Below are 14414 nucleotides of genomic sequence, written 5' to 3'. Positions count from 1 at the left end.
TTAGTTGCCGACAGTCACGTAGATGTGACAGGATTGTTTCGAGATACGATCACCCCGGCCTTTAGCGCGTGCAGTGAAGCGCTTCAGGATCGGGCCCTTTTCAACGTAGATCTGAACGACCTTCAGTTCGTCGATGTCGGCGCCATCATTGTGCTCGGCGTTCGCGATTGCGGACTCCAGCACTTTCTTGATGATGGTTGCACCTTTCTTCGGGCTGAATTGCAGGATGTTGAGTGCTGCGTCAACTTTCTTGCCACGGATCAGATCGGCGACCAGACGGCCCTTTTGGTCCGACAGGCGCACACCTTTGAGGATAGCTTTGGTTTCCATTATTTCTTCGCCTTCTTGTCAGCGGCATGGCCCTTGAACGTACGGGTCAGTGCGAATTCGCCAAGCTTGTGGCCGACCATGTTTTCGGAAACATATACCGGCACGTGCAGCTTGCCGTTATGAACCGCGATCGTCAGGCCGATGAAGTCAGGCGAGATCGTCGAACGGCGCGACCAGGTTTTGACTGGCTTTTTGTCTTTGTTCGCTTGCGCGGCTTCGACTTTTTTCACCAGGTGGGCATCGATAAACGGCCCTTTTTTCAATGAACGTGTCATTTCTTATCCCTTATTTCTTGCCGCGGCGCGAAACGATCATCGAAGAAGTGCGCTTGTTCGAACGCGTCTTCTTACCCTTCGTCTGTTGACCCCATGGCGACACTGGATGACGACCAGCTGCCGTACGACCTTCACCACCACCGTGCGGGTGATCGATCGGGTTCATGACCACACCGCGAACGGTAGGACGAACACCGCGCCAGCGCATCGCACCAGCTTTACCGATCTTGCGCAGGCTGTGTTCGGCGTTGCCGACTTCGCCCACGGTTGCGCGGCACTCGATATGCACGCGGCGAACTTCACCCGAGCGCAGGCGAACCTGGGCGTAGGTGCCTTCGCGCGCCATCAGCACGACGCCGGCGCCGGCGGTACGTGCCATCTGGGCACCTTTACCTGGCAGCATTTCGACGCAGTGCATCACGGTACCGACCGGAATGTTGCGGATCGGCAGGCAGTTGCCCGACTTGATAGGCGCTTCCGAGCCGTTCATCACGCTGTCGCCAACGGCCATGCCCTTGGTAGCGATGATGTACTGGCGCTCGCCGTCTGCATAGCACAGCAGTGCGATGTTCGCGGTACGGTTCGGGTCGTATTCGATACGCTCGACCTTCGCCGGGATGCCATCCTTCTGACGCTTGAAGTCGATCAGGCGATAGTGCTGCTTGTGGCCACCGCCGATGTGGCGGGTGGTGATGTGACCGTTGTTGTTACGGCCAGCAGTCTTCGATTTCTTTTCAACCAGGGCTGCGAACGGACGACCCTTGTACAGGTCGGCGTTGACAACCTTCACCATGCCGCGACGGCCTGGGGAGGTTGGCTTCATCTTAACGAGTGCCATTATTTAGCCTCCTCGACAAAATTGATTTCCTGGCCAGGCTTCAGGCACACGAAAGCACGCTTGGTATGGTTGCGACGGCCATTGAAACGGCCCGAACGCTTTTGCTTACCTTCGCGATTGGCTGTCTGGACCGACAGGACTTCAACCTTGAACAACAGTTCAACGGCTGCCTTGATTTCAGGCTTGGTCGCATCCGGCAGAACGCGGAAAACGATCTGCTCGTTCTTTTCCGCGACCATGGTGGCCTTCTCGGAAATGACCGGAGCCTGGAGCACCTTCATCAGGCGCTCTTCGCTGAATTTCATTACGCCGCTCATGCGAACATCTCCTCAAGCTTGGCCAGCGCTGCTTTGGTGACCAGAACTTTTTTGTAGAACACCAGCGACATCGGGTCAGCGTGACGCGGCTCGACAACCAGCACGTTCGGCAGGTTGCGCGATGCCAGCAGCAGGTTTTCCTCGAGCGTGTCGGTGATAACCAGAACCGATTCCAGGCCCATCGACTGCAGTTTTTGCGACAGCAGCTTGGTCTTTGGAGCTTCGATGCTCAGGTTTTCGATGACGCTCAGGCGACCTTCACGGGCCAGCTGGGACAGGATCGAGCAGATACCTGCGCGATACATCTTCTTGTTGACTTTGTGGCTGAAGTTCTCGTCAGGCGAGTTCGGGAAGATACGGCCACCACCGCGCCACAGAGGCGACGACGACATACCGGCACGGGCGCGGCCGGTGCCCTTCTGGCGCCAAGGCTTCTTGGTCGTGTGGTGAACTTCTTCACGATCCTTCTGCTTGCGGTTACCGCTACGTGCGTTTGCAGCGTAAGCAACCACGATCTGGTGGATCAGGGCTTCATTGTATTCACGGCCGAAAACGGTGTCGGCTGCGGCTACGTTGGCGCCTTCTTTACCTTGCTCATTCAGAAGCTTGAGTTCCATCGTTTAAGCTCCCTTCTGTGCTTTAACTTTGACCGCAGGCGATACCACTACCTGGCCATTTTTCGCGCCTGGTACCGCGCCCTTGACCAGCAGCAGCTGACGGTCGGCATCGATACGAGCGATTTCGAGGTTCTGGGTGGTCACGGTGACGTCACCCATGTGGCCGGTCATGCGCTTGCCTGGGAAAACGCGGCCCGGATCCTGCGCCATACCGATGGAACCTGGAACGTTGTGCGAACGCGAGTTACCGTGGGTTTGACGACCGGATGCGAAGTTGTGACGCTTGATGGTACCGGCGTAGCCTTTACCGATCGAGGTGCCTTGCACGTCGATTTTCTGGCCAACTTCGAACAGGGAAGCTGCGACGATGTCGCCAGTCTTCATTTCAGCGGCCTTAGCGGCATCGACGCGGAATTCCTTCAGCATCGTACCGGCTTCAACGCCAGCTTTAGCGTGGTGACCTGCAACTGCCTTGGTCACGCGGGAAGCGCGACGTTGACCGAATGCAACCTGAACAGCGGAGTAACCGTCCGTTTCAGGAGTTTTGATTTGCGCAACACGGTTGTTCGATACGTCGAGCACGGTGACTGGGATCGAATCCCCGTCATCCGTGAAGATGCGCATCATGCCAACCTTGCGACCGAGAAGGCCTAGGCTCATTTTTTCTCCATTCCCACCTGCGATTGGGCGGGGCTGATGTTTAACTACCAAGTAAAAGCACAGATTCAAAAAAGACGAACCCATACCGAAGCCGGCTAGTATAGCGCGATAAGGGGCTTGACGCAACGAGAATGTTTGGGGTATGTCGGGTTGTTGCGCATTGGGCGCATCGACGATGCTGCGGGGAACGACTGCAGGACGGCGCCTGCGTGGAAATCTGGTGGGCGGTGCAGAATTCGAATCTGCGACCCCTTGGATGTCGACCAAGTATTCTAACCAGCTGAACTAACCGCCCGGGGAGCGGCATTATATCTGCGCCGGCCTGGGTTGCGCAAGGAAAGGCGGCAGATAGCAAGCCCAACGCCGGCCAGACTTGTGCGGCCCCTGATTACGTGCTTGTGCCGCGTGAGCACGTGCATCAGTTCGCGCAGGCCATGCAGAACGCTGTTGCCACTTTGTATCCTTCGATTGCGGGAACCCGGATTACACAAGCATTGTCTCTCCTCGTCACTATGACCGTCTGCTTCGATTGTTGAGTGACGCCAAAGAAAAAGGAGGAGAGATCGTGCCACTTTCCCGGCAAGAGGGCCAAGGGGCTAGTGATCGCAAGCTATCACCTGTGATGGTCATCAACGCGAACAACGACATGGATTTGATGCGAGAAGAGATTTTCGGTCCACTGTTGCCCGTGATGGCGTACGACACGCTGGATGAAGCGCTGGCATGTGACGCACGAGGACCTGCCATTTGGGGGCGTGGGCGCCAGCGGCATGGGCAGCTATCATGGCGAATACGGTTTTCTCAGTTTCAGCAAGGAGAAGCCCGTGTTTATCCAGTCTCGCTGGAATTCATTCAGTGCCTTTCAACCGCCGTATGGTCGTCGGGTCGAACGCATATTGCGCACACTGAAATCTTTGCACTGAGCTTCCACAACCATCCAATTAATGTCATCCGGCAGCCGGGTCACGCATCCGCCGTGCCGGCCGCGAGCACGATGGTGGCAGATAGTCCTCCCGCCGGATGATTCACCAGCACGAGCTTTCCACTCATGCCTTGAACCAGCCGGCGTGCAATGCCGAGGCCCAGTCCCATGCCGCCACTGTTTCTTTGGCGGCCATGATCGAGTCGAACGTACGGGTCAAACAGTGCCTCCAGGGCTTCGGTCGGAACGCCCGGGCCGTGGTCGCGGATCTCGATAGAGATATCGCCCTCTGATCCGCGCGCTACAATCTCCACCCGGGAACCGTAGTGCAGTGCGTTGTCCAGCAGGTTGCCGATCGCGCGCTTGAGAGCGAGCGGCTTCGCCGTCACGCTTAGTTCCGTGCCGCCATAAGCCACGACGTGTCCGGCCAGTCTGGCGTCGCGCACCATCCGGGCCAGCAGTACATCAAGCCTGATATTAGTCATGTTCTCGTGAATATTACTATCCTGAACGTGCTGCAGGGCGGCCTTGAGCATCATGTCCAGTTCGTCGAGATCCTCGTGGAATTCTACACGCGCGTCGTCATCGTTGAGTAGCTCTGCACGCAGCCTCAAACGCATGATGGGGGTACGCAGATCATGCGAAATCCCTACGAACAGCCGTTCCCGGTCTTCGATATAGCCTTGAATATGTTCGCGCATTGCGCTGAAGGCGCGCGCTGTGCTGACGAACTCCTTGCTGCCGCACTGCGGCAAAAGCGGCACAGGCTCGCCTCGCGCGAATGCTTCCGCCGCAGTCGACAATTCGGCCAGCGGATAGATGGACCTGCGAACGACAAAGATCGTTACCGCCAACACGAACATCAATGTCATGCCCTGCAATATCAGTCGCTCACTGGTGAGCAGATTCCCATTGCCCAGGAAGTATGGATTTGGCATCAGTGTCGCTAGGTACAACCAGCGATCCCGCGCCAGCTCCACCTGGATCACCAGGATCGGTGCAGGCTCGGTTTTGGATAATACGATGTGCTGTACCCAGCTGTCAGGGAGATCGGCGATCATTGTACCGGCATCGCTGACCTGAAGTTGCCTTGGCCAGGCAAAGGCGACATGAATCCTGCGGACACTCGGCAATGCCGTGGTCAGCGTCGCGCTGACCTGACGGATGGCAAGGCTGGCCAGCGGTTGCTCGTCGATTGCGGCGATGTTGATCGGTGCACGGTTGATCGTGGCGAACAAACGGGTGCCGCCCATTTCACGGAACTGTTGAATGATGATTTGATGGTAGCTGGGCGATAGACTCAGGAAAAAGCGTATAGCACCGGCGGCACTGTACGCGATCGACTGGGCGGCGCCCCGGGTTTCGGCCTCGGCCTTCACGGTGCTCTGCGTGCTCCAAATCAGATTGCCGACAACCTGGCTCAACAGGACCGCCGCCACCAGCGCAGCGGTCAGCCGTCCAAGCAAGGTCTGCGGCAGTGCGGCATCCAGCCGCCGGGGCCAGCGGCTAGGCATCGGTGCTGCGCACGTCGGCCGAGAACACATAGCCGATGCCACGCACGGACTTGATCAGCGGTATGTCACGACCATCGTCGTTCAGGCGCGTACGCAGGCGGCTGATCTGTACATCGAGCGACCGGTCATGGGGGCCGGCGTCGCGCCCGCGCGTGGCCTCGTGCAGCTGGTTGCGCTCAAGGACATCACCTGGCCGCTCGACGAAGCATTTCAATAGCTGGAAGTCCAATCCGGTCAGCGGCACCAATGCGTTTTCGAAGTCGCACAAGGTGCGTTCGATGATGTCGAGTGTATAGCCTGCGAAGCGGAAGTAGCGCGGCGCGGCGGCGGATTCGATCCCGACCCGGCGCTGGATTGCCTTGATACGGGCAAGTAGCTCGCGCGGACTGCAGGGTTTCCCCATGTAGTCGTCGGCCCCCAGCTCGAGGCCGACCACGCAGTCGGTCTCGCCCGAACTTGCGGTCAACATGATGATAGGAATATTCGAGCTCTGGCGAACGAAGCGGCACAGACTGAAGCCGTCGGTATCCGGCAGCATGACATCCAGGACAATCAGCGAAAGTTCGTCGTTTTCGCGCTCGAACATGTTGCGAAAAGACGAACCGTCGTGAGCAAGGATGACTTCGAATTGGTTTTTTTCGAGGTAGGTCTTGAGCAGTGTGCGGATTTTTTGGTCGTCGTCGACGACGAGAATCTTGCGCTTCATGGCAGGCGGGCCTTCTTGATGGCACTGCAGGCTTTGATCAGCCGGCGTTGGGTATCCAGGACGTCGATCTGGTCGTCCATAAAAAAGCGGTGCAGCTCGTCGATGAGTACGCTGCGCATGGCCTCATTGCCCGACGTGCCTGCCGTGTAGCTTGGCACCAGTACGGCGTTCGGCTGCGCCAACAGGTCCCAAGAGGCACGGGCGCAGCTGTCCATTGAAGCGCGGTCCGGCCTCCGCAACACCGGAACCGATCCCTTGAGCTGATTGTAGCGATTCTGCAATGTCGACGAGAGGACGATCTGTGCCAGCTTGCGCTGTGCATCTCGCACCGGCTGCCGCGAACGCAGCATGACCAGGGCGTCGAGATCGTACAGGTGAATGGCAGCGGTACCGGGAGCCGCCGTGCAGCCAAATTCACGATCGGTGACCAGGCCGGCGGCATTCAGCTCACCCTTGGCCCAGTCGCCCGACAGCATCATGGCGGCACCGCCAGCGGCCAGTTGCCGCGTTACGGTTGGCCAGTCGAGTTCGGGAACCGGCTGAGGCATCCACCGTTTCAGCCGGCGCAGTTGCAACAGTGCCCGGGCCATGTCTGGATCGGCCAACGCGGATTCGTCGGCGCCAAGAAAAACTCTGCCATGAAACCCGGCCCCAGCCTGCGCCAGCAACAGGTTTTCAAACAGAAGGACGATCTGCCATGGCTCACTACTCTGCGCCAGCGGTACGACGCCGGCGCGCCGCAGGCGTTCGGCGACGCGTTCGAATTCATCCCAGGTGTGGGGCGTGCGGAGGCGCAGTCTCGCCAGTAGCCTGCGGTTATAGAACAGTGTGTTAACCCGGTGGACGCCGAGAGGGGCGGCGCGCATCTGGCCGTCCATCCGCATCATGCGTGAAACGGCCGGCAATAGCGTGGCGTTCCAATTGCTCGATTCAGCCACATCGTTGAGTGCGACGATCTGCCCCAGCAGCGCCCAGCTGGGTACGCTCAAGCTGTTCACTTGCACCACGTCGGGAAGGTCGCCCGACAGGATCCTGCTGCGCAGGACGATGCCCGCGCCAAAGCCGTCCCCAACGTCGATTTCGCGCCATCCGATCTGTGCCCGGCGCGCCTCGGCCGCCAGCATATCCGAAGCAAGGCGCTCTCCCGGCGATCGCCACCAGTGCAGAACGCGCAGCTCCTGCGCCTGGGCAGCAACTGTCAGAGGCAGGCAGAAATTTGATACCAATACCCAGGCCCATGGTGACACCGCAACGGCTATACGGTGCAAACAGTTCTGTCCTCGCATAAATATCGATCCAACTAGTTAGTACGACATCCTTAGGAAATGAATTTTTCAGAATTCTGACTATACAGCAAATACCACGGCAGATCCCGAAAACGTTGCGAATCGAGTACAAATGCAAGCAACAAAGGTGATTGTTTTATTGCGTTTTGTTACAACCGCCAGAGTCAGGAAAAGCTGCAAGAACCAGCTGTGCGACATAGTGTAAACGGACCGGCGAGCGGGCGGCGGATTGTAAACATATGTTACATAGAAGATGGTCTAGAAAAAATAAATCCTTTATAACCAATTACTTAGTAAATTTGTTCAAAAAAATAGGATGCATGGCGCAAGGATTTTCGTTATGTTAATGTCCGCCAAATTGCCCGGATGCCGGGATCAAAAAACAGGAGACCGCATGCCAACGACGTCATCGATTCACTTAAAATCTGCCCAAGCGACCAGCCACGGCCCGCTTTCGATTATTACGCTACTGTTCTTCATGTGGGGTCTGTTGACTTCTCTGAATGATGTCCTCATTCCTCACCTGAAATCGGTCTACACACTCAGCTACGTGCAAGCCATGCTGGTGCAGTTCTGCTTTTTCGGCGCCTATTTTTTCGTCTCCCTGCCAGCGGGCATATTGGTGCGCCGCATAGGCTATCAGCGCGGCGCGGTGGCCGGCCTCCTGACCGCCGCACTCGGTTGCGCCTTGTTCTATCCGGCCGCGCGCAGCACTTACGCCATGTTCCTGTTCGCGTTTTTCGTGCTGGCTTCCGGCATCACTATCCTGCAGGTCGCAGCCAATCCCTTCGTTGCCGCACTTGGCAGGCCGGAAACCGCGTCCAGTCGCCTGAACTTCACGCAAGCGTTCAACGCGCTCGGAACGGCAGTCGCGCCGACGTTGGGAGGCATATTGATCCTGTCCGACGTGGTCCAATCGCCGGAGCGCGTGACACACCTGGCGGAAGCGGACCGGGTTGCTTACCGCCTGCACCAGGCGCAAGCCGTGGAAGGTCCTTACCTGATACTGGCGCTCTTGCTATTGGCGCTGGCACTGATGTTCGCCCTGATCAAGCTGCCGCAACTGAAGCACGCCAGCCCCGCCTCCATCGGGAAAGAGAAAGGGGCGCCGCTGCTGGCCCATCGTCCGCTGCTATACGGTGTGTTGGCCATTTTCCTGTACGTCGGCGGCGAAGTCAGTATCGGCAGCTTCCTGATCAGTTTTCTTGGCGATCACGAGGTCGCATCACTGGGGCCTGCGACGGCCGCCGGCTATGTCAGTATTTACTGGGGCGGCGCCATGGTCGGTCGCTTGATCGGCTTCGCCGTGATGCGCAATGTCAGCCCAGGCAAGGTACTGGCATGCAGTGCTGTCGGCGCCATGCTCCTGATCGCGTGCGCCATCGGCAGTCGCGGCGCAGTGGCGATGTGGTCGCTCCTTGCCGTTGGACTTTGCAACGCCATCATGTTCCCCACGATCTTCGCCATGGCGCTGCACGGCCTCGGTCAGCGTAGCGGCGAAGGAGCGGGCCTGTTGTGCATGGCGATCGTCGGCGGCGCCGTACTGCCTTTCCTGCAGGGGGCTGTCGCTGACAATGCCGGCCTCCGCAGTTCTTTCCTGGTACCGCTGGCCTGTTACGCCTTCATCCTGTTTTATGGTCTGAAGTACAGGGCGCTGTACCCGCGCGACTACGGCACCGCATAGATTTTCGCGGCCGCGCCAATGCCCACAAGGCCGTGGCGTCCACCTCCAGGCACTATCCGTGGCTTTGATTACAGCGGACCGGCGGTACGCCGATCCGTTTGCTTACACGCCCATAGCGGCACATTTATATAACGATATTTGCGAAGGGACACTTTATGTTGGAGCATACCGGATTCAAACGACACACCATCGCCTCGGCCGTGGCGATCTTCCTTGCCGGCGCGGTAATGGCGCCCACCCAGGCCGCTGGCCAGGAGCAATCCGACGCCTCTGCAGGCGCCATCCAAGAGGTTATTGTCACCGCGCAGCGTGTCGCGCAACCGGCGTCGAAGACTCCGTTGGCGCTCAGCGTGGTGTCGGGGGACGACCTGAAAAACGCAGGCGCGATGAATGCCGCCAGCCTGACCGATCTCGTACCCAACGTACAGATTGCAAACAACGGTGGCGCGATGGAAATTGCAATTCGCGGCGTCAGCAGCGCCGACAACACGGAAAAAGGCGATCCCTCGGCCTCCTTCAATATCGATGGCGTGAACTTGGCCCGGCCACAGTCAGCCGGCATTGCGTTCTACGACCTGGAGCGGATAGAGGTGTTGCGCGGCCCGCAAGGCACGCTGTATGGCCGCAACGCCACGGCTGGCGCCGTCAACCTGATCACAAACAAACCCGGCAGTCGATTCGAAGGCAACGTAGCGCTTCAGATGGGGAACTACGACACCCGCATCGTTGACGCGATGCTGAACGTCCCTGTCAACGAGACGCTCGCACTGCGTGCTGCAGTGTCAAGCAGCAAGCACGATGGCTATCTGCGCTCGACGCAGGGCTTGGCGCGCAACTATGATGACCAAGACTCACTTTCCGGGCGCGTACATGCACTTTTCAAGTTTGCTCCCGATGTCACTTTGCTGCTGAGCGCCGATACCAGCAAGACCAGGGGCGCCGGTCCAGGTAACGTGCCCATGGAAACTTTTCAAACGCAGAGCGGTGACGCCCAGCGCACCGCGACGCCAACCGTCCAAGGGCGGATCGATAACAAGGCCAACGGATACAGCGCTGAACTGAACGCGACGCTCGACGTCGGAACCTTGACCTATCAGGGGGCGCATCGAAGCTTCGACCGCGACGAGATAACGCCGCTTGGGTTTGGCCTGAGCAACCCGGCGCCCTTCGGCTCATCGCTGGCAGGCTATACGCAAAACTCGCACGAGCTGCGGCTGGCGTCAAAGCATGGCGCGCTCAAGTCGATTCTCGGTTTGTACTGGTTCCGTGAAAGCTCGCACATCGATGTCGAGTTCGTCAATTATCCCGGCCTGGGCCGCCTGGCCTTTATCCAGGATCCGACCGTGTCGGCGTCGAAGGCGGCGTTCGGCGACCTCACTATTGATCTGAGCGGAGACCTGCATTTGACTCTGGGTTTGCGCCGTACCAAGGACGAGAAGTCGCGGCAAGGTTACACGATCATCGGCGATCCCGTAATCGCGCGCGGGGTCAACGATGCGGCCGTCAACTATGCCCAGACCACCGGTAAACTCAGCGTAGACTATGCCTTGGCAAAGAACATCATGGCCTACGTTACTGCATCGACCGGCTATAAGGCCGGCGGCTTCAACGACGGGACGCGCGCCACCAACCCTTTCCTGACCTACGCTCCCGAACATTTGACGGCAATCGAGGTGGGTATCAAGGGACGCATGCTCAACGGTCGGCTGCAGACGAGCGCCGCTCTGTTCGGCTACAACTACCGCGATCTGCAGCTGACGTCGATCGTAGAGGATCCTATCAACGGCGGTGTGACCAGTCAGACTCGCAACGCCGCCAAGGCGAAGATTGCCGGCCTGGAGCTCGAAGGCAAGTATGCCGTGACCAGCAATGGTCGCATCAATTTTTCGGCCACCTACCTGGATGCACACTATGCGGATTATATGCCAGCCCAGAACATCGACTGGTCTGGCCTCCGCCTCGACAAATCGCCACGCGCCACGCTGGGACTGGGCTACGACCACCGTTGGGCGATGGAAAGCGGCGCCGAACTCAGCGCTCATGTAGGCACCCGTTATACGAGCGCCTACTTCATTAGCGACTTCGACACCAGAACGCAGTACCGCCAGGGCGGATTCCATAAGAGCGACGCGACGTTGACCTATTTTTCGGCTACGGGCAACTGGTATGTGCAAGGCTATATCCGAAACATCGAGGACCAGACCGTATTAACGTCTTACTCGGTTCGCAGGGCAGGGCTTGGCGCGCCGCGTACCGCCGGCGTTCGTGTGGACGTCGGTTTCTAATTTGCGGCAAGACCTGCCGATTCGGTTTGCTATTCGTGACCGCGTGTTCGCAGTGGCTCTGCCGGCAGATTCGTTCAACACGTTCATGCTCTGACTCTTCCAATTTTCGCAACAACAAACGACACATGGAACTTACAATGAAGAAAACCCACCCGATTCCGAACTCCATTGGCGCGCTGTACCGCGCCGTGCTGGCTTGCTGCGCACTGGCCGTCGTGAATTCCGCCACCGCCGAGCCGGCATGGATGAACACTACGCTCTCGCCCGACGAGCGCGCACACTTGCTCGAGCGCGAGCTCACGATGGATGAGCGCTTTAGCCTGGTGCACAGTCCGATGTCGCTCGACATGGGGCCTTTCCAGCGCCCGCAGGGCGCCCCGTTCACCGCCGGCTACGTTGCCGGTATCGCGCGCTTGGGTATCCCAGCGCTGGCGCAAAGCGATGCCAGCCTGGGCGTCGTGAACCCGCTTGGCTTGCGTCCGGGCGACCACGCCACCGCAATGCCGTCCGGCCAGGCGCTGGCGGCCACGTGGAACCCGGCGCTGGCACGCGCCGCTGGTGCCGCCATCGGCCAGGAGTCGCACGCCAAGGGCTTTAATGTGCTGCTGGCCGGCGGTGCAAATCTGGCACGCGACCCGCGCGGCGGCCGCAACTTCGAATATCTGAGTGAAGACCCCTGGCTCACCGGCGTCATGGCCGGCGCTTCAATCGCCGGCGTCCAGAGCGCGCACGTGGTCTCGACCGTCAAGCACTTTGCCTTGAACAACTACGAAATCAGCCGCAATACCTACAACGCCGTCATCGCGGACGCGCCGTTCCGCGAAAGCGACGGTTTGGCCTTCCAGCTGGCAATCGAACGCGGCCAACCGGGCTCGGTCATGTGTGCCTATAATGTCGTCAACGGCGCCCAGGCTTGTCACAGCGAATACCTGCTGGGTAAAGTGCTGAAAGGTGACTGGGGCTACAAGGGCTGGGTGATGTCGGACTGGGGGGCTGTTAAGTCGGTCGATGCCGCGAAGGTGCTGGACCACCAGTCTGGCGAACAACTGGACAAGCAGGTGTGGTTCGGTGCCCCCTTACGTGACGCGGTCGCGTCAGGTGCGGTTTCCAAAGAGCGCATCTCGGACATGGTCACGCGCGTGCTGCGCTCGATGTTCGCCAATGGCTTGTTCGACCATCCGGCCGGCCCCGCGCCGATCGATCTGGCGGCGCATGGTGCGGTAGCTCAGCGCGTTGCGGCCGAAGGCATCGTCCTGTTACGCAACCAGGACAAGCTGCTGCCGCTATCCCCCACGCTGAAGCGCATCGCCGTCATCGGCGGCAACGCCAGCATGGGGGTGCTGTCGGGCGGCGGCTCGTCGCAGGTGACTCCTGCGGGAGCCCAGTACGTCGTCAACCTGGGGGGCAATAGGCCAATGGACCAGTTCTTCCGCCGCGCGGTATGGTTCGGCCCCGGTCCGCTGGAAGCGATCCGAACATTGGCAGACAAGACCGAGGTCGTCTTTGATGACGGGCGTTATCCTGCCGCCGCAGCCGAGCTGGCGCGCAACGCCGACGTGGCGATCGTGTTCGGCACCCAATGGAATGGCGAGAATGAAGACACGCCGGACATCAGTTTGCCGCAAGGCCAGGATGCGCTGATCGCTGCGGTGGCGGCGGCCAATCCGCGTACCGTGGTTGTGCTCGAGACTGGCAACGCGGTGGCCATGCCTTGGCTTGAGCAGACAGCGGCGGTGCTGGAGTCCTGGTACCCGGGGCAGCATGGCGCGGCCGCGATCGCTGACGTGCTCTTCGGCCGTGTCAACCCGTCGGGCCGCCTGCCTGTGTCCTTCCCGGTTTCTGAGAGCCAACTACCTCGCCCACAACTGCCGGGCTTCGGACTGCCACCGGACAGCAGCTATGAGATCCAGTTCCCGGAAGGATCGGATGTGGGTTACCGCTGGTTCGCCAGGACCGGTGCGAAGCCGCTGTTCGCGTTCGGTCACGGCCTGTCGTACACCAGTTTCGCTATGTCGGATCTGAAGGTGAAGGGAGGCAAGACCCTGATGGTCAGCTTCACGGTAAAGAATACCGGCGAACGAACTGGCGCCCACGTGCCCCAAGTCTATCTGCGCTCGGCGGCTGGCAAGCCACTGACGCGTCTGATCGGTTTCGACAAGGTCGAGCTGGCTCCGGGCGAACAGAAGCGTATCTCCCTGGCGGCCGACCCGCGCCTCCTGGCGAACTTCGATAGTGTTGCGCATGGCTGGCGCATCGCGGCCGGCGAGTACGCTGTCTCGGTAAGCACCGATGCGGCCGACACCGGTCTTACGGGCAGCGCCAAGGTGACCACTCAGCTACTAAAACCGTGACGTGATCAGACGCGCTACCGGCGGATGCCGGTAGCTGCGACGTCCGCGCCTCCAATCGGAGCATTCGGATTGAGCCACCCTGCGGCTTCATAATTCACCCAATGTCCTGCATCTGGAACAGACAATGCAACTGGTCGTCCGCTCGGTTAAGCAGGTCGCCCGACATCATGAGCGAAATTACGGCTGCCAGCCAGGAGCGAAGCGACGGGATCGGCCAGATCAATCAGGCGATCACTCAAATGGACCAGATGACGCAGCAGAATGCTGCGCTGGTCGAGCAGGCTGCTACTGCCTCCGAAAGCATGCAGGATCACGCACGCACGGTGGCCCAGGCGATTGGCGTGGAATTCCGCCATCCAGCGGTGGATCCAACTCGCACCCAGTGCCGGCAACGCGTGCCGCGATTTCTACTCGGGGTAAGAACAAACTGGTAGCAACGGCTATGGTGCCGCGCAGCGCCGCTACGAATGCGTGTGAACAATTCTGACGCCGAGCGCATGCTCGCTGTTGGCTTGACGCCGTAGTTGCGCGGACCTTCCACGCGGAGTCGGCCAATCAGCGGTTCAGGGCGCCCCACCCCGCCCACCGTAGGTTCGCCGGCATCAAAGGCGCGATCGGGAACTGCTTCG

Annotated in this window: 14 protein-coding genes, 1 tRNA gene and 1 pseudogene; 6 read left to right on the top strand and 10 right to left on the bottom strand. The window is 59.6% G+C overall.

Annotated elements, in window-relative coordinates; translation table 11 throughout:
• From rplV to D3872_RS16170, 7 genes are all read right to left on the bottom strand, one after another.
• Complete coding sequence (rplV, locus tag D3872_RS16200; RefSeq protein ID WP_181002795.1) at positions 1 to 333, bottom strand: 50S ribosomal protein L22; 333 nt, start codon at positions 331 to 333, stop codon at positions 1 to 3.
• A complete protein-coding gene (gene rpsS / locus D3872_RS16195) occupies positions 330 to 605 on the bottom strand; it encodes a 30S ribosomal protein S19 (RefSeq protein WP_119811777.1) in 276 nt (91 codons plus the stop codon). Before rpsS ends, rplV begins: the two co-directional genes overlap by 4 nt.
• A gap of 10 nt (positions 606 to 615) precedes the next feature.
• Positions 616 to 1443 carry a 50S ribosomal protein L2 gene (gene rplB / locus D3872_RS16190; RefSeq protein ID WP_119811776.1) on the bottom strand — a complete coding sequence of 276 codons (828 nt, stop codon included), beginning with the start codon at positions 1441 to 1443 and terminating at the stop codon, positions 616 to 618.
• Positions 1443 to 1760, bottom strand: a complete 318-nt coding sequence (rplW, locus tag D3872_RS16185) for a 50S ribosomal protein L23 (RefSeq protein ID WP_119811775.1) — start codon at positions 1758 to 1760, stop codon at positions 1443 to 1445. Before rplW ends, rplB begins: the two co-directional genes overlap by 1 nt.
• Positions 1757 to 2377, bottom strand: a complete 621-nt coding sequence (gene rplD / locus D3872_RS16180) for a 50S ribosomal protein L4 (RefSeq protein ID WP_119811774.1) — start codon at positions 2375 to 2377, stop codon at positions 1757 to 1759. Before rplD ends, rplW begins: the two co-directional genes overlap by 4 nt.
• Positions 2378 to 2380: 3 nt before the next feature.
• Positions 2381 to 3037, bottom strand: coding sequence for a 50S ribosomal protein L3 (rplC, locus tag D3872_RS16175; protein ID WP_119811773.1), 657 nt, complete (start codon positions 3035 to 3037; stop codon positions 2381 to 2383).
• Between the two features lie 218 nt (positions 3038 to 3255).
• A tRNA-Val gene (locus tag D3872_RS16170) sits at positions 3256 to 3332 on the bottom strand.
• A gap of 234 nt (positions 3333 to 3566) precedes the next feature.
• Between D3872_RS16170 and D3872_RS27510 the strand changes: the two are divergent.
• Positions 3567 to 3701 (top strand): annotated as a pseudogene (locus D3872_RS27510) (hypothetical protein); the annotation flags it as partial.
• 46 nt (positions 3702 to 3747) lie between these two features.
• Positions 3748 to 3960, top strand: a complete 213-nt coding sequence (locus tag D3872_RS26590) for a hypothetical protein (protein ID WP_229459359.1) — start codon at positions 3748 to 3750, stop codon at positions 3958 to 3960.
• A gap of 40 nt (positions 3961 to 4000) precedes the next feature.
• Here D3872_RS26590 and D3872_RS16160 read toward each other — a convergent pair whose 3' ends face one another.
• The 3 genes from D3872_RS16160 to D3872_RS16150 are packed head-to-tail and all read right to left on the bottom strand — an operon-like array spanning position 4001 to position 7447.
• Positions 4001 to 5473 (bottom strand): ATP-binding protein, encoded by a 1473-nt coding sequence (locus D3872_RS16160; RefSeq protein WP_119811771.1) that lies wholly within the window; start codon positions 5471 to 5473, stop codon positions 4001 to 4003.
• Positions 5466 to 6179: a response regulator gene (locus tag D3872_RS16155; RefSeq protein WP_119811770.1), complete on the bottom strand. Its 714-nt coding sequence runs from the start codon at positions 6177 to 6179 to the stop codon at positions 5466 to 5468. Before D3872_RS16155 ends, D3872_RS16160 begins: the two co-directional genes overlap by 8 nt.
• Entirely contained in the window at positions 6176 to 7447 is a 1272-nt protein-coding gene (locus D3872_RS16150) for an ABC transporter substrate-binding protein (RefSeq protein WP_182915830.1), read from the bottom strand. The genes D3872_RS16155 and D3872_RS16150 overlap by 4 nt, the downstream gene beginning before the upstream one ends.
• Positions 7448 to 7859: 412 nt before the next feature.
• Here D3872_RS16150 and fucP point away from each other — a divergent pair, with 412 nt between their 5' ends.
• The 4 genes from fucP to D3872_RS26585 all read left to right on the top strand — a co-directional run bounded on the left by fucP (position 7860) and on the right by D3872_RS26585 (position 14219).
• Positions 7860 to 9149, top strand: a complete 1290-nt coding sequence (gene fucP, locus D3872_RS16145) for an L-fucose:H+ symporter permease (protein ID WP_119811768.1) — start codon at positions 7860 to 7862, stop codon at positions 9147 to 9149.
• A gap of 155 nt (positions 9150 to 9304) precedes the next feature.
• Entirely contained in the window at positions 9305 to 11434 is a 2130-nt protein-coding gene (locus tag D3872_RS16140; RefSeq protein ID WP_119811767.1) for a TonB-dependent receptor, read from the top strand.
• A 137-nt stretch (positions 11435 to 11571) separates the two neighbouring features.
• Entirely contained in the window at positions 11572 to 13785 is a 2214-nt protein-coding gene (locus D3872_RS16135) for a beta-glucosidase (protein ID WP_220476949.1), read from the top strand.
• 167 nt (positions 13786 to 13952) lie between these two features.
• The gene (locus D3872_RS26585; RefSeq protein WP_119811829.1) at positions 13953 to 14219 is read left to right on the top strand and encodes a hypothetical protein; all 267 of its coding nucleotides are present in this window, start codon (positions 13953 to 13955) and stop codon (positions 14217 to 14219) included.
• Positions 14220 to 14414 lie beyond the last annotated feature (195 nt).

The sequence above is a fragment of the Massilia cavernae genome (assembly GCF_003590855.1).
Classification (GTDB): domain Bacteria; phylum Pseudomonadota; class Gammaproteobacteria; order Burkholderiales; family Burkholderiaceae_D; genus Telluria_A; species Telluria_A cavernae.
The sequence above is the reverse complement of the archived record's forward strand: the minus strand, read 5'-3'. Positions and strand labels throughout refer to the sequence as shown.